Genomic DNA, 15,949 nt, shown 5'->3' on the forward strand with positions numbered 1-15,949 from the left:
CCTCGTCCGCTCCAAAGGGTTGTGCGGATCACCTTCCGGTCGATGGGCGGGATGTAAGTGTGCACGTCGAGCGCGCGCTCGACGGTGCCGAAGTGCTGAAGGTCTCGAGGCCAGTCCGTCGCAATGGTCCGGCCTGCCACCGCTCGTGACCGCGCACTCTCCAGGCGCTTTTCGGCGGACCAGTCGAACGGGCAGTTCGCGACGGGCAGCGCGTCATGGAGCGCCCGCAGCCCGGAGCCGATCGCGCGTACTGCGGTGTCGGGTTCGCGCTTCCAGTGGTGGTCCACCGCCATGCGTCCGGGCAAGCCATGGGTGATGATCCAGGCCCCTGTTTCGTCAGCGCCCTCGCCGAGTACCCGCGGCACCACGGTGAACCTCGCCGCCCACCGCAGGCGTGCCACCTCAGCCGCAAGGTCATGCCGCTGCCGGCCGGCGTCCACTTCACAAACTGCCGTGTATCGCCCAAGCCGACTTGGAACGTCAACCCGCCGAGCCCGTTCGTCCATACAGTCCGTACCGGCTGCCCGCCGCGAGCTCGGTGACGATACGTGGAGGCTCGACAGGCCCCTGGGGCGAGGTGGCGATCACCCGCTCATTCTCACCAGAGCGGCCGGTAGCCGGCCAACCATATTGGGCCCACGTGTCAGCCGCCCATCCGACCACCCTTATTAGAGCCCCGCCGATCCACAGAATGTGACAATTCCTCGCAGATGTTGCACAGCATCCTTGGGCACCAGGAGCCGCTGCACCGGTTGGCCGATTGCAATGCGGTCGTCAGTTGGCGGTGACGACGGTGATGTTTCCGCCACCTGTGTGCGCCTTCACCTTGTGCGAGGAGGACGGATCGCTGGCGATGCCCACCTCGCGGTCGCCGCCGTCGGTCCTGGCATCTACCGCGTAGGTGCCTTCGGGTAGTCGCACCGCGATGTTGCCGCCCTCCGACTCGGCCTCGATCTGGTCGGGCGCCGCGGTGAAGGAGGCGTCGAGGTTGCCGCCGCCTGTGTGTGCGGAGACCTTCTTCGGGGCCGACTCTGTGATCCGGACGTTGCCACCGCCCGTGTCCACGGACAGGATGGTGCCGTGCGGGACCGCCACGGTGTAGTTGACACTGCACTCTCCGGCGTCGTCCTCCGTGCAGCCAGGAGCGTTCAGCGAGAGCTCGCCGTTGCGCACGGAGTGTTCGGTGCGCGGCTTGTCGTCCGTGTACTCGAACCTCTCGGTGACGCTGACGCCGGAGCTGTTTGCGGCAACCACTTCGACGTTCCCGCCGTTCGTCTTGATGCGTAGGGACGTCACCTTCTCGTTGACCTGGTACTGCGACTCCTCCACTGTGGTCTTGCCGTTGCAGGCCGTGAGTGCGGCGCCGGCGAGGGCGGCGGACACGGTGGCCAGGAGAAGGCGTCCGGTCTTGTTCCTGGCGCACGTCGAGTACATGGTTCTTCCTCAGGTTTGGTTGGAAAGGCAGGAGCACGGATGGTGACGGGAGCGCTTCCGGTACTCCGGTGCTCGGCCGCGGCTACTCGACGTCCTTGAGAGTGCGTTCCATGGACTCGACCCGCGATCGCATGTCGGCGAGCTGTGTCGAGATCTCCGACAGCCTCTGGTCCGTCAGTTCCTGTGTTGTCAGGGCCAGTTCGGTGAGCTGACGGTATTCCTGCTCGCGGGCGAGGACGGCCTCGGCGCGCTGTGTCTTGCCGCGCTGGCGCAGGGCCACGATGATCACGGGCGTGAGCAGCAGCAAACCGCCCAGCGTGAGAATGATGCCGTCCAGACCGTAGATGTGGTTCAACGTTCCCCCTTGGCCTGGTCGGCCTCTTCGTCGGTGGCGATGGTGATCGTCTCGGCGAGCGCGATGACGCTGCGTGGAGTCAGGTTCAAGGCGAAGGGCACGACTTCGTAGTACTTCATCGCCTTTCCGTCCTCTGAGAGCTCAAGCGTGGAGGAGACCAGGCCGGCACTCTCCAGCTTGCGCAGGTGGACCTGCAGCAGGGCCCGGCTGATACGGAGCTCGCGAGCCAGTCGGCTCACGTAGTTGCGCTCCCTGGCCACGGCCGCGACGACACGCAGCCGATGCGGATTGGACAGAGCCGCGAGCACCTTCGTCAACTCGTCTCCGGTGAGATCAGAGAGGTTCATACGTACTCCTTGCTCCTGCCAAGAAAAATTAGCAGGTGCCAGCAACGCGTACAACGGGATGGCTTGTTCGGTGTGCAGGCGTGACGGAAAACCGCACGTCCCCTGCGGCACTTCCACGAGGCCGAGGTGAGGTGCGTCGTTAGGGCCGGCAGATCGTCATGGCTCGGCTCACCGGCTTCCGCCGCCTCTACCGACGCTATGAACGCAAGGCCGAGAGCTTCCTGGCCTTCACCAGCATCGGCTGCACCCTCATCTGCTGCCGCAAGGCCCGGCCTGCGGAGCCGTTCCGAGTCATTGTTGACCTGCGAATCCTCGTTGCCGGGGGTCACGGGAAGAGGCCATGAAGGAGTCATGACAGCCCCGAAGGCCCGCCCCCGCGCACCGGCGGGGACGGGAGAGCGCCGCCGCCCCCGGAGGGACGGCGGCGCTGTCAGGGCCGTGCGCCCGGATCAGTGCCCGTGGTCATGGACCGAGTTCGTCGCGGCGATCTTCTTCCAGGACGCCGGAGGCTGCGGTGCCACGGACTCCGACCGCGCGGCCCGCGCGTTCGCCGCGGCCGGGGCGGCGGGCTTCGACGGCTCGTACAGCCAGGTGTCGAAGAGTGCGGCCAGCGGCTTGCCCGAGACCCGCTCCGCGAACGCCACGAAGTCGCCGACCTTGGCGTTCTTGTAGGCGTACTCGGTGGGCCAGCCCTTGAGGATCGCGAAGAAGTCCTCGTCCCCGATCTCGTTCCGCAGGGCCTGGAGCGCGAGCGCACCCCGGTCGTACACGGCGAGGTCGAACTGCTTGTCCGGACCCGGGTCGCCCGGCTTGACCGTCCAGAAGGCGTCGTCGGCCGGGTGCTGGGCGTAGACCCAGTCCGCGAGCTCCTGGGCGGTGCCCTCGCCCTCCTTCTCCGACCACAGCCACTGGCCGTAGCGGGCGAAGCCCTCGTTGACCCAGATGTCCTTCCAGCCGTCGACCGACACGCTGTCGCCGTACCACTGGTGCGCCAGCTCGTGCACCACCAACGAGACATTGGCGCCGTTCGCGAACTGGCGCGGGCTGTAGAACGGCCGGGTCTGTGTCTCCAGTGCGTACCCGCTCTTCACATTGGGCACGTAGCCGCCCAGCGCGTTGAAGGGGTAGGGCCCGAAGATCCCGGTCAGCCACTCGGCGACCTCACCCGTCCGCTCGACGCTGGCCCGTGCCGCGCCCGCGTTGTCGCCCAGGTCCTTGCTGTACGCGTTGAGGATCGGCAGCCCGTCGGCCGTTCTGTCGGTGGTGATGTCGAACTTGCCGACCGCGAGCGTGGCCAGGTAGGACGCCTGCGGTCTGTTGGAGCGCCAGTTGAAGCGGGTCCAGCCGAGCCGTGAACTCTGCGACTGCAGCACGCCGTTGCTGATGGCCTGGGTGCCGTCCGGCACCGCGACCGAGATGTCGTAGGTCGCCTTGTCCAGCGGGTGGTCGTTGCTCGGGAACCACCACACGGCCGAGTCCGGCTCCTGCGCGGCGACTCCGCCGTCCGGAGTCCGGTGCCAGGCGGTCCAGCCGCCGATGCTGAGCTCGGACGGCTTGCCCGCGTAGCGGACCACGACCGCCACCGGCCGGCCCTTCTCCAGCGGTGCGGCCGGGGTGATGACCAGCTCCTGGTCGCCCTCCTTGGCGAAATCCGCCTTCCTGCCGCCCACCCGTACCTCGCTGACCGGGAGGCCGAAGTCGAGGTTGAAACGGCTGAGAGGCTGCTGGGGGGTGGTGAGGAGCGTCGCCGTCCCCTGCAGCAGATCCGTGGCCGGCTGGTAGGTGAGACGGAGGTCGTAGTGGGAGACGTCGTATCCCCCGTTCCCGCTGGCCGGGTAGTAGGGGTCGCCGATACCCGGGGCCCCGGGCGACGAAGTGGCGGCCGATGCCGGGATCGCCAGCAGGAGGGTGGCCGCCAGCGCGCTCGGGACGATGAGTCTGCGGTGCACGGATGCTCCAAGTCGTAGGGACAAGTGATCTCTCTGGACCCTAGGCACGACTCCTGCCGACCGTCAGGAGCGCGGCCCGGCCATTCACACGATCGCCATGGGGCCGACATGCCACCTGGTGTCCCTTTGGCCGCTTCGGAGCGCCGACTGCCCTCTTTTGCACGGGAGTTGACCGGAGTACCTTCCGCCCATGCCGAATCGTGTGCGGGGCAACCGCTTTACGTGCAGATCGCTGGTGGTGGCGGCCTCGGCCGCTCTGATGTCCCTGACGCTCGCCCCGACCGTCGCGCAGGGCGCGTCCGTCCGCGAGAGCAGGCCGGTCTACTCGTACAACAACGCGATACGTGAGTCCGTCTGGGTCGACACCCGGCTCGACGGCGACGGCGACGGCAGGACCGACCGGGTCGCCGTCGACATCGTCAGGCCGCGCGAGGCTGCCGAGCAGGGCCGCAGAATCCCGGTGATCATGGATGCCAGCCCGTACTACGCCTGCTGCGGTCGCGGCAACGAAAGCCAGCGCAAGACCTACGACGCGAACGGCGACCCGGTCCAGTTCCCGCTCTACTACGACAACTACTTCGTCCCCCGCGGCTATGCCTTCGTCGCCGTCGACCTGGCCGGAACCAATCGCTCGGACGGCTGCGTGGACGTCGGCGGCCGCTCGGACATCCAGTCGGCCAAGGCCGTCGTCGACTGGCTGAACGGCCGCGCCCGCGGCTACACCACCCGCACCGGTGCCGTGCGCGCCAGGGCCGGCTGGAGCACCGGCGCCACCGGCATGATCGGCAAGAGCTACGACGGCACCATCGCCAACGGTGTCGCGGCCACCGGCGTACGAGGTCTGAGGACCATCGTCCCGATCGGCGCCATCTCCTCCTGGTACGACTACTACTTCGCCAAGGGCGCACCGTTGTACGACTCGGGTCCCGAATGGCTCTCCGACTACGTGGAGAGTCCCGAGGCGCGCGCCCGCTGCGGGGCCGTCCAGCAGCGACTGGTCGACGAGGCCCCGCGCAGCGGCGATCTGACGCCGCTGTGGGCGGAGCGCGACTATGTGCCGGACGCCGGCCGCGTCACCGCCAGCGTCTTCGCCGTCCACGGCATGCAGGACCTCAACGTCCGTACGAAGCACTTCGGTCAGTGGTGGGACGCCCTGGCGGCGCAGGGTGTGGACCGCAAGATCTGGCTCTCGCAGACCGGGCACGTCGACCCCTTCGACTTCCGCCGCGGTGAGTGGGTCAGCACGCTGCACCGGTGGTTCGACCACTACCTCCTCGGCTACGACAACGGGATCGACCGGGAGCCGATGGCCGACATCGAGCGCGCCCCCGACCGGTGGTCCACCGACCGGGTCTGGCCGCCGCGCTCCACCACCGCCACCAGCCTGCGCCCGGGCAGCGGCACCGCGGCCGGCGTCGGCACCCTCACGCTGCGGCCCGCCCGGCCCGGCGCCACCGAGACGTTCACCGACGACCCCCGACTGGACGAGACGGACTGGGCCTCGGCCGTCGAGACCCCGACTCCGGCCAAAGCGGGATTCATCACCGAGCCGCTGACCCGCGAACTGCGCCTGTCCGGCTCCGCCCGGGTGACCGTGACGGCCACCGCGTCCACCTCCAGCGCCCACCTGTCCGCGGTCCTCGTCGACCTCGGTCCCGACACCATCCGCGACTACGCGGCGTCCGGTGAAGGCATCACCACCGTCGCCGAACGCACCTGCTGGGGCGCGAGCACCGCAGGAGACAGTTCGTGCTTCAAGGAGACCCGAGCGCGCACCACCCCGGTCGGCCACACCATCTTCAGCCGTGGCTGGGCCGACCTCGGCAACCACGCGTCCGACGCCCACGGCCGTCCCCTGACCCCCGGCCGGCCGTACACCATCAGCCTTGATCTGCACGCGAGCGACCATGTGGTCCCGGCCGGCCACCGGCTCGCGCTGATCGTCGGTGGCACCGACCGCGATCTGATCGACCCGCCGCCCTCCGTACCGCGCCTCACCCTCGACCTTGCGCGCACGGCCGCGCACCTGCCGATCGTCGGCGGAACACCGGCCTTCGTACGCGCCACGGCCGGTTCACCCGAAGCACTCGGCCCCCGCGAGTCCCGCCTCGGCGGGGTCGCAGAACCGCGTCCGATCCGACCGATCCCGGGAGGCAGCACCCGATGACGTCCCGCCCGCCCCGCCCGCGTGTCCGCGCTCTCGCCGTGACCGGCGCCGCCGTCGCGCTGGCGGTTCCCCTGCTCACCGTTCCCGCCGAAGCGGCCCACACCCTGCCGCGCACCGGGTTCGAGGAGAGCGACGGCCAACGCTGGACCAGCCAGAGCGAGGAACAGACGTTCCTCGCTGCCGTCGACCGCGGCAGCGAACGCATGTCGGTGGCCCGGATCGGCACCACGAAGGAGGGCCGCCCTCTCCAGCTCGTACGCCTCGGTGCCCGGCGCGCCGCCCACACCGTGCTGCTGATCTGCAGTCAGCACGGCGACGAACCGTCCGGCCGTGACGCCTGTCTGACCACGATCCGCGATCTCGCCTACGCCAGGGACGGCAGAACCCGCGGGATGTTGGCCCGCACCCGGGTCCTTGTCGTCCCGACCGCGAACCCGGACGGCCGGGCCGCAGACACCCGGGGCAACTCCGACGGCGTCGACATCAACCGCGACCACATCGCCCTCAGGACGGCCGAGGGCAGAGCCGTCGCCGCCGTCATCCGTGACCAGCGCCCGGACATCATCTACGACCTGCACGAGTACGGGGCGACCCCGCCCTACTACGACAAGGACCTGTTCGACCTGTGGCCGCGCAACCTCAACACCGATGCGCGAGTTCACCGTGAGGCGCGGACACTGTCGGACCGGTACGTGCGCCCGGCGGCGGCCGGAGCGGGGTACAGCACCGGTACGTACGGCATATGGACGGACCCGGTCACCGGGGATCCCGTCAAGCAGACCGCGGGCGACGGGCAGGAACGCATCCTGCGCAACGCCTCGGGCATCAAGAACGCAGTCGGGCTGCTCATCGAGAGCCGGGTCGACCCCCTGACCGACCAGGAGAAGGCGGATCCCGCGCTCAACAACCGGCGCCGGATGCACAGTCAACTGGCGGCATTGGAAGGCCTGTTTACGTTCAGTGCGGAACGGCGCGGCCGGATCGAGGCGGCGACGTCCAGGGCCTGGGCCGCCGGGTCGGCGGACAGCGGGCCGGTCTATCTGGGTGGAGCCGACAACGACCCCGCCACCGACGAGGAGACCCTCCAGGACCCGCCCTGCGGCTACCGCCTCGACGCCGCCCAGTACGCGGAGGTGAAGGACGAACTGGCGTTGCACGGCGTCATGTCACGGCCGGGGCCGGAGGGGGCGTTCGTGCCGCTGCGCCAGCCGCAGCGGGAGCTGGTCCCGCTGCTCCTCGACGGCCGTGCGACCTATCACCTGGCATCAGGTGAACCGGTCACCGCCTGTTGAGGTCTGTGGTGTGCATCACATGTGGTAGGGGGTAGTCGAGAGCGGAGCCCCGATTCCGCAACCCCGCGAAAGGTGCCACCTGTGCCGCACGACGAACAACAACCGGCAGACCGGGGAGAGCTGTCGGTGACGGCAGATCTCCCCGGCCATCCGCAGGAGACAGGGCGCCCCACGACCGACCGTGTGGTCTTCGGAGTCACGGCCGTTCTCACCCTCGCCTTCGTGGTGTGGGGGGCCGTCGCGACGGACACCCTCGAGGACGTCTCCGACGCTATGCTCGGCGGGCTGATCCACAACGGCGGCTGGGCGTTCGTGCTTGCCGCTTCCGGCTTCGTGGTCTTCTCGCTCTGGCTCGCCATCAGCCGCTACGGCAGGATCACGCTGGGGCAGGAGGAGGAAGGGCCCGAGTTCCGCACCATCTCCTGGGTCGCCATGATGTTCAGCGCCGGCATGGGCATCGGCCTGATGTTCTACGGAGTCAGTGAACCGCTCGCGCACTTCACGAGCCCTCCGCCGGGCGCAGCGCCGGCCGACTCGGCGGATGCCATGGTCACCGCCATGGCGACCACCCTCTTCCACTGGACGCTGCACCCCTGGGCCATCTACGCGGTGGTCGGACTCGCCATCGCCTACAGCTCCTACCGCCGCAGGCGGCGGCAGACCATCAGTGCTGTTTTCGAACCGCTCATCGGCAAGCGACGGGCGAACGGCGGCGTCGGCCGCTTCATCGACATCCTCGCGATCTTCGCCACGCTCTTCGGTTCCGCCGCGTCCCTCGGCCTCGGCACTCTGCAGATCGGCAGCGGCTTCACCGAACTGGGCTGGATGGAGAAGGCCGGTATCGGACTGCTGGTCGGCATCATCGCCACCCTGACCGTCGCGTTCGTCCTTTCGGCGGTGTCCGGTGTCGAGAAGGGCATCCAGTGGCTGTCCAACACGAACATGGTGCTGGCGCTGCTGCTGGCCCTGTTCGTGCTCATCGCGGGTCCGACCATCATCGTGCTCGATCTGCTGCCGACGTCCATCGCGGCCTACTTCGGCGAACTCCCGCAGCTCGCGGGCCGCACCGAGGCGAGCGGCGGGGAGGGCGTCGCCGATTGGCTGGGCAGCTGGACGGTCTTCTACTGGGCGTGGTGGATCTCGTGGACCCCCTTCGTCGGAATGTTCATCGCCCGGATCAGCAGGGGGCGTACGATCCGTCAGTTCATCGGCGGCGTCATCCTGGTGCCCAGCACCGTCAGCCTTCTGTGGTTCGCGATCTTCGGCGGATCGGCGATGAAGCTGCAGGAACAGGGGCGGCTCGGTGACGAGACCACGCCGGAGGGCCAGCTCTTCGCGGTCCTCAGGGAGTACCCGCTCACCACCGTGATGAGTGTGCTCGTGATGATCCTTGTCGCCATCTTCTTCGTGTCGGGAGCGGACGCCGCGTCGATCGTGATGGGAACGCTCTCCCAGAAAGGTTCGTTCGAACCGAACCGGCTCGTCGTGGTCTTCTGGGGTGTGCTCACCGGCGCCGTCGCCGCCATCATGCTGCTGATCGGCGACGGCAAGGGCGATGCGCTGGCGGGCCTGCAGAATCTGACGATCCTGGTCGCCGCGCCGTTCGTACTCGTCATGCTCGGCATGTGCGTCGCCCTGATGCGCGATCTGCGCAGAGATCCGCTGATCGTGCGCAAGGAGCTCGGAGCGGAAGCCGTGGAGTCCGCGGTGATCGCCGGACACACCCACTACGACGGCGACTTCGAGCTCCAGATCGGTCCGGGTACCGGCGAGGAAACCGGCGGCGAGGGCGACGGCGCCGGAGCAGGCGGCGAAGGTGGGGGGCGGCCGCCGGCCGGCGCCGGATGACCGGGCACGAGAGACGGGACCCGCACCGCTCGGGTGCCGGGGGTCCCGCCCCGCCTTCCCTGGGCACGGAACGGGAGTACCTTTGCGGCGGCTGTGACCGGCTCAGGCCGGCCGAGCCCGGGTCGTGGCGCCGGGCGCCCGCCCCGGAATACCTGACCGGATCGGACCGGATGGGACCGGCTCAGCTCCGCGGGTGCAGCAGCGTGCCCCGCACCCGGCCGGACGTCGCGGGGACGTTGCCCGCCGGGCGTGCCGGCCGAGTCAGGACGTGCCCTCTCGCAACCGGCGTCCACCGCACGGCCGTCCACATGCCCGTCGCCTCCCCGCCGGCGGGCGGCCATCCGGGCCCGGCCTGGCCCCGCGAACAGCCGCACCCCCGTCTCCTCGGGGCACTCGGCCAACTCCTCGCAGACGTGCCGGACATGAGCGATCAGTCACCGACCAGAGTGCGCGCTCCAGGAGATGCGGCCACCACAGGGCGCCCACCCCCCCGATGACCCCGCCGCCCAGGACCATGACGTCACCCGAATCACCGTGCGTGGACGGGCCGTAGTCGGAGCGTGACCCACGGGATTGCAACCCGCCGGGAAGCGTGTGCACGGATCACGTCACAGTTGGGGATACTCACGACATGTCTGTCGAGTACGCGACCTTCGGTCTGGCTCCGGCGATGCGGGCCGGCGGGGTCCTCGCCGATGGCGGCTATCAAGTGCACCGGGACTTCCTGGACTTCATTGTCGACGGCCGGCCCTTGCTGTTCCAGCTCTGCGACCTCGATGCGGTCTCCCCGCTGGCAGCCGACGTACCACCGGCGATCTTCAGCGCACAGGTGCGCACCCTGCTGCTGGAGACGGATGCCCCGTTCGAGGGGAGCCGCTGTGTGATCTACGGCTGCCCGGAGTGCGAGGACATCCAGTGCGGAGCGGTGACCGCCGTCATAGAGCGCGACGGCGACGACATCGTGTGGCGTGACTTCGCCTGGCAGACCGACGGCAGTGCTGACCTCGACCTCAACGGCTACCAAGGGATCGGCCCGTTCCGCTTCCGCGGCGAGGAGTACCGCAGTGCGCTGCAGCGTCTGCTGCCCGGCGACGCGGACCAAGTCCCCTGCCGCCGCCGGGTGCTGCTGATCGGTGCGCGCGTGAACGTGCTCGCCAAGCTTGCCGCCGCGCTGCGCACCATCGGCATCGGCGCGGAGATCGCGCACGACGCCGACACCGTGCCTCCTGAGGAGCTGCGCACCTATGGAGCCGTCGCCTTCGGACGCGGGGTGGGGGAGGGCGAACGAGCCGCGGTGCGCGCGGCGTTCGAGCGGGCAGCCGCCCCTGCGGCGTATGTGGAAGGGTTCGCCCCGATCATCCCCCTCCTCGTCGCCCAGATCGAACACGCCCTGGACCGCAGCCCCTTGGAGCAGCGACGGCTCACACGGCTGAGCGCCACGGAGGACGGCGCGGAGGTCGAGGTGACGTCCGCGTGCCGCGTCCAGCTGGTCGCGTACCGTCTGGACCGCCTCTACCGCAGCCACACCCAGCAGCTCTTCGACGGCATGCTCGAACCGGGCCGGCACCTGATTCCGCTGGACGCGAAGACGGCCAAGGGGCAGTCCTTCGTCGTGGCACGCGCCACGGGGGGTGTGCTGGTCGCACCCGTGTCGCGATGACGAGACCGGGTGGCCCGGGCGAGCCGTGGACCGCTGAGGAGAAGGCATGCAGCCGCCGATGAACCGGAGGTCTGCCTCCTTGCGCCGATGAGTGGCGAGGCGGATCGGACCCGCTTTGCACCCGTACGCGTGACGAGCTGCGCCGCAGGCACGGGCCCCCTACCGCCGGACCGCCTCCACGCAGCGCACCTGCCGCTGCACGGCGCCGGCCCCGGGAACGCTCGCCGGCACCTGTGATGCGGTCGGCGCCTGCTTGACCGTGCCACGCTTTCCGTGGGTGCTCGAGGTCCTGGCCTGCGGCAACACCCTGCGCAAGGCACTGGGCAAGCCGCTGTGCACCCTCCTGGGACTTCGTCCCGGGGGCTAGGATCTCCCCCTGATGACTGCAACCCTCGTCGCCAAGGACCTCGCCGCCGGCCACGGCGACCGCTCGCTCTTCTCCGGGCTCGACCTCGTCGTCGCGCCCGGCGATGTCATCGGCCTCGTCGGCGTCAACGGCGCCGGGAAGTCGACCCTGCTGCGGCTGCTCGCCGGACTTGTCGCACCCGAGCACGGGGAGCTGCGGCTCTCCCCGCCCACCGCCACCGTCGGGCACCTTCCGCAGGAGCCCGAGCGCCGCGCGGGCGAGACCGTGCGGGCCTTCCTCGCCCGGCGCACCGGCGTCGCCGCCGCCCAGGCGGCGATGGACGAGGCCACCCAGGGGCTGGTCGACGGCACCCCGGGCGCGGACGACGCGTACGCCGTCAGCCTGGAGCGCTGGCTGGACCTCGGCGGCGCCGACCTCGACGAGCGGGCGGAAGAGGTCGCGAGCTCGCTCGGCCTCACGATCGGTCTCGACCAGCCGATGACCTCGCTCTCCGGGGGCCAGGCAGCCCGCGCCTCACTGGCCTCCCTCCTGCTGTCCCGCTACGACGTCTTCCTCCTCGACGAGCCGACGAACGATCTGGATCTGGACGGCCTCGAGCGTCTGGAGACATTCGTCCAGGGCCTGCGCGCGGGCACGGTCGTGGTCAGCCACGACCGCGAGTTCCTCACCCGAACGGTCACCAAGGTCCTGGAACTCGATCTTGCCCAGCAGGAGATCACCCTCTACGGCGGCGGCTACGCGGCCTATCTGGAGGAGCGGGAGACCGCCCGCCGGCACGCCCGTGAGGAGTACGACGAGTACGCCGACAAGAGGGCGGCACTCGAAGGCCGCGCCCACATGCAGCGCTCGTGGATGGACAAGGGCGTCAAGAACGCCCGCCGAAAGGCCACCGACAACGACAAGATCGGCCGCAAGCTCCGCAGCGAGGCCAGCGAGAAGCAGGCCGCGAAGGCCCGCCAGACCCAGCGCATGATCGAGCGCCTCGATGTGGTCGACGAGCCCCGCAAGGAGTGGGAGCTGCGGATGGAGATTGCCGCGGCCCCCCGCTCGGGTGCGGTCGTCGCCACCCTGCGCGAGGCCGAGGTCCGCCGCGGCGACTTCAGCTTCGGCCCGGCCACGCTGCAGATCGACTGGGCCGACCGGGTCGCCATCACCGGCGCGAACGGCGCGGGCAAGTCGACCCTGCTCGGCGCGCTGCTCGGCCGTATCGCGCTCGATTCCGGCGACGCCTCGCTCGGACCGGGCGTCCTCGTCGGCGAGGTCGACCAGGCGCGGGGGCTCTTCCTCGGTACGGAGTCGCTGCTGGACGCCTTCTGCGCGGCCGTCCCGGACACCGAACCCGCCGAGGTCCGCACGCTGCTCGCCAAGTTCGGCCTGAAGGCGGCCCATGTGCTGCGCCCGGCCACCACCCTCTCGCCGGGCGAACGCACCAGGGCCGCGCTCGCACTGCTCCAGGGCCGCGGCGTCAATCTGCTCGTACTGGACGAGCCGACCAACCACCTGGACCTGCCGGCGATCGAGCAGCTGGAGTCGGCTCTCGACTCGTACACGGGCACACTGCTCCTGGTCACGCACGACCGCCGGATGCTCGATGCCGTGCGCACCACGCGCCGGATCGAGGTGGCCGACGGGAAGGTGACCGAGCTCTGACGCAGCCCGAGCCGGTGACCGGCTCGACGCGTCGACCGGTCCGCTGGCGGACCCGCACGCGGACCCGAACCTGGACCTGGCCCCGGCGCGGACGGGACGACCGATCCGGCCGACGATCTCCGTGCCTCCGCAGGACCGCGCAGCCCGTCGGCGAGGCGGGTCGGACCCGCTGGAGAGCGTGAGGCTCCGAGCTCCGTACGAGCACTGGGCCCCGCAACGTCAGTGATGCGACACAGCGGTGCGGGCGGGCCGGGGAAGCCCCGGCCCGCCCGCACGTGGCGCTCGCTCAGCCCCGCCTGCCTCCGCCGTTCTTCGGGTCCACGAGACCGGCCCTGCGCAGGGCGTCCGCCATCGCACTGTTGGCCGGCGCGGGGGCCTGCGCCTGACGGCCGCCGCCCGCACCGCCGCGCCGGTCGCGGGCCCCGCCGCCCTGGCGCTGTTGCGGCGGGCGGCCGCCGCGCTCCCGCCTGGGCGCGCCCGGCTCCGCCGCCTGCGCCGACGCCTCGTCGTCCAGCCGCAGCGTCAGTGAGATCCTCTTGCGCGGGATGTCGACGTCCAGCACCTTGACCTTGACCACGTCGCCCGATTTGACCACGTCACGCGGGTCCTTGACGAAGGTCTTCGACATCGCCGACACGTGCACGAGTCCGTCCTGGTGGACACCGACGTCCACGAAGGCGCCGAAGGCGGCGACATTGGTGACGACACCCTCCAGCACCATTCCGGAGACCAGGTCGCCGATCTTCTCCACGCCCTCCTTGAAGGTCGCGGTCTTGAAGGCGGGCCGGGGGTCGCGGCCCGGCTTCTCCAGCTCCCGCAGAATGTCCGTCACCGTCGGCAGACCGAACGTCTCGTCCACGAACTCCGTCGGCCTCAGCGACCGCAGCACCGACGTGTTCCCGATCAGGGACGCCACCTCGCCGCCCGTCGACTTCACCATGCGCCGCACCACCGGATACGCCTCCGGGTGCACGCTCGAGGAGTCCAGCGGGTCGTCCCCGCCGCGGATCCGCAGGAAGCCCGCGCACTGCTCGTACGCCTTGGGCCCGAGCCGCGCCACGTCCTTGAGCGCCTTGCGGGAACGGAAGGGACCGTTGGAGTCCCGGTGCGCGACGATGTTCTCGGCAAGACCGGTGCCGATGCCCGAGACCCGCGAAAGCAGCGGCGCGGACGCGGTGTTGACGTCGACGCCGACACCGTTCACACAGTCCTCGACCACCGCGTCGAGCGAGCGCGACAGTTTCACCTCGGACAGGTCGTGCTGGTACTGGCCGACGCCGATCGACTTCGGGTCGATCTTGACCAGCTCGGCCAGCGGGTCCTGAAGCCGGCGCGCGATCGAGACGGCGCCGCGCAGCGACACATCGAGACCGGGCAGCTCCTGCGAGGCGAAAGCGGAAGCGGAGTACACCGAGGCGCCGGCCTCCGAGACCATCACCCTGGTGAGGCCCAGCTCCGGGTGCTTCTCGATGAGTTCACCGGCGAGCTTGTCGGTCTCGCGGGACGCCGTGCCGTTACCGATGGCGACCAGCTCGACGGAGTGCTCCTTGGCGAGCCGCGCCAACTTGGCCAGCGACTCGTCCCACTTGTTCGCCGGGACGTGCGGATAGATGGTGTCCGTGGCGACGACCTTGCCGGTCGCGTCCACGACGGCCACCTTCACACCGGTACGGAAGCCGGGGTCGAGGCCGAGCGTCGCCCGCGTGCCGGCCGGCGCGGCCAGCAGCAGGTCGCGCAGGTTCGCCGCGAAGACCCGTACCGCCTCGTCCTCCGCGGCTGTGCGCAGCCGCAGCCGCAGGTCGATGCCGAGGTGGACGAGGATCCGGGTCCGCCAGGCCCAGCGGACCGTGTCGCCGAGCCATTTGTCGCCCGGCCGGCCCTGCTGCGAGACGCCGAAGCGCGCCGCGACGAGCCCCTCGTACGACGAAGGCCCGTCCACCGGCTCCTCCGGCTCGAGCACCAGGTCGAGAACCTCTTCCTTCTCGCCCCGGAACATCGCGAGAATCCGGTGCGAGGGCAGCTCGGTGAAGCCCTCGGCGAAGTCGAAGTAGTCGGCGAACTTCGCGCCCGCCTCCTCCTTGCCGTCCCGCACCTTCGCCGCGAGACGGCCCCGCGTCCACATCCGTTCACGCAGCTCGCCGATGAGGTCGGCATCCTCGGAGAAACGCTCCGTCAGGATCGCCCGCGCACCGTCCAGGGCGGCCGCCGCGTCGGCGACGCCCTTGTCGGCGTCGACGAACGCCGCCGCTGCGGCGAGCGGCTCCACCGACGGATCGCCGAGCAGCCCCTCGGCCAGCGGTTCGAGCCCTGCCTCGCGGGCGGTCTGCGCCTTGGTGCGCCGCTTGGGCTTGTAGGGCAGATAGATGTCCTCGAGGCGCGCCTTGGTGTCGGCGGCCCGGATCTGGGCCTCCAGCTCGTCGGTCAGCTTGCCCTGCTCACGCACGGACTCGAGGATCGCGGTCCGCCGCTCCTCCAGCTCCCGCAGATAGCGCAGCCGTTCCTCGAGCGTGCGCAGCTGCGCGTCGTCGAGCATCTCGGTCGCTTCCTTGCGGTAGCGGGCGATGAACGGCACGGTCGACCCGCCGTCGAGCAGCTCGACGGCCGCCTTCACCTGCCGCTCGCGTACGCCGAGCTCCTCGGCGATCCTGCCTTCGATGGACGTCGTCACGGTTCCCCGACTCGCCTTCTCGTGCTGGCTGTGCTTGAGAGTGCATTGTGCCGGGTGGCCGGGTGCCGTGTCGCGTGGCCTCACGGGTGCGCGGGTCGCCCGGTGCGGCCGCGCCGGGAGGGGACGGGTGCGCCAGGGGCGGTCCGGCCCGTCCCGGCGGCCGGTCGGCGCACCCGGCGGGAAGCGACCCTCGGGAAGGAACCGGCTGGAAG

At 70.1% G+C, this 15,949-nt stretch carries 10 protein-coding genes and 2 pseudogenes; 6 read left to right on the forward strand and 6 right to left on the reverse strand.

Annotated elements, in window-relative coordinates:
• Nucleotides 1–131 precede the first annotated feature (131 nt).
• The 4 genes and pseudogenes from ABZ208_RS01660 to ABZ208_RS01675 form a co-directional block, all read right to left on the reverse strand.
• A pseudogene (locus tag ABZ208_RS01660) lies at nucleotides 132–506 on the reverse strand (hypothetical protein); the annotation flags it as partial.
• A 268-nt stretch (nucleotides 507–774) separates the two neighbouring features.
• Nucleotides 775–1,434 carry a DUF4097 family beta strand repeat-containing protein gene (locus ABZ208_RS01665; RefSeq protein ID WP_356907567.1) on the reverse strand — a complete coding sequence of 220 codons (660 nt, stop codon included), beginning with the start codon at nucleotides 1,432–1,434 and terminating at the stop codon, nucleotides 775–777.
• 82 nt (nucleotides 1,435–1,516) lie between these two features.
• Nucleotides 1,517–1,789 carry a hypothetical protein gene (locus ABZ208_RS01670; protein ID WP_356907568.1) on the reverse strand — a complete coding sequence of 91 codons (273 nt, stop codon included), beginning with the start codon at nucleotides 1,787–1,789 and terminating at the stop codon, nucleotides 1,517–1,519.
• Nucleotides 1,786–2,136, reverse strand: a complete 351-nt coding sequence (locus ABZ208_RS01675) for an ArsR family transcriptional regulator (RefSeq protein ID WP_328393531.1) — start codon at nucleotides 2,134–2,136, stop codon at nucleotides 1,786–1,788. The genes ABZ208_RS01670 and ABZ208_RS01675 overlap by 4 nt, the downstream gene beginning before the upstream one ends.
• A 158-nt stretch (nucleotides 2,137–2,294) precedes the next feature.
• Here ABZ208_RS01675 and ABZ208_RS01680 point away from each other — a divergent pair.
• A pseudogene (locus tag ABZ208_RS01680) lies at nucleotides 2,295–2,402 on the forward strand (IS5/IS1182 family transposase); the annotation flags it as partial.
• A gap of 183 nt (nucleotides 2,403–2,585) precedes the next feature.
• Here the strand turns inward: ABZ208_RS01680 and ABZ208_RS01685 are convergent.
• Nucleotides 2,586–4,085 carry a M1 family metallopeptidase gene (locus ABZ208_RS01685; protein WP_356907569.1) on the reverse strand — a complete coding sequence of 500 codons (1,500 nt, stop codon included), beginning with the start codon at nucleotides 4,083–4,085 and terminating at the stop codon, nucleotides 2,586–2,588.
• Nucleotides 4,086–4,275: 190 nt separating this feature from the next.
• On the opposite strand from ABZ208_RS01685, the gene ABZ208_RS01690 reads away from it, so the two are divergent.
• From ABZ208_RS01690 to ABZ208_RS01710, 5 genes are all read left to right on the forward strand, one after another.
• A complete protein-coding gene (locus ABZ208_RS01690) occupies nucleotides 4,276–6,252 on the forward strand; it encodes a Xaa-Pro dipeptidyl-peptidase (RefSeq protein ID WP_356907570.1) in 1,977 nt (658 codons plus the stop codon).
• Nucleotides 6,249–7,544: a M14 family metallocarboxypeptidase gene (locus tag ABZ208_RS01695; protein ID WP_356907571.1), complete on the forward strand. Its 1,296-nt coding sequence runs from the start codon at nucleotides 6,249–6,251 to the stop codon at nucleotides 7,542–7,544. The genes ABZ208_RS01690 and ABZ208_RS01695 overlap by 4 nt, the downstream gene beginning before the upstream one ends.
• 120 nt (nucleotides 7,545–7,664) lie before the next feature.
• Nucleotides 7,665–9,392 (forward strand): BCCT family transporter, encoded by a 1,728-nt coding sequence (locus tag ABZ208_RS01700; RefSeq protein ID WP_356907741.1) that lies wholly within the window; start codon nucleotides 7,665–7,667, stop codon nucleotides 9,390–9,392.
• 631 nt (nucleotides 9,393–10,023) lie between these two features.
• Nucleotides 10,024–11,052 carry an oxidoreductase gene (locus ABZ208_RS01705; protein ID WP_356907572.1) on the forward strand — a complete coding sequence of 343 codons (1,029 nt, stop codon included), beginning with the start codon at nucleotides 10,024–10,026 and terminating at the stop codon, nucleotides 11,050–11,052.
• A gap of 379 nt (nucleotides 11,053–11,431) precedes the next feature.
• Nucleotides 11,432–13,069, forward strand: coding sequence for an ABC-F family ATP-binding cassette domain-containing protein (locus tag ABZ208_RS01710; protein WP_356907573.1), 1,638 nt, complete (start codon nucleotides 11,432–11,434; stop codon nucleotides 13,067–13,069).
• A gap of 286 nt (nucleotides 13,070–13,355) precedes the next feature.
• Here the strand turns inward: ABZ208_RS01710 and ABZ208_RS01715 are convergent, their stop codons facing one another.
• Nucleotides 13,356–15,737, reverse strand: coding sequence for a Tex family protein (locus ABZ208_RS01715; protein WP_356907574.1), 2,382 nt, complete (start codon nucleotides 15,735–15,737; stop codon nucleotides 13,356–13,358).
• Between the last annotated feature and the right edge of the window lie 212 nt (nucleotides 15,738–15,949).

Origin of the sequence: Streptomyces sp. NPDC006208, from assembly GCF_040613775.1 — a bacterium.
Lineage (GTDB): Bacteria > Actinomycetota > Actinomycetes > Streptomycetales > Streptomycetaceae > Streptomyces.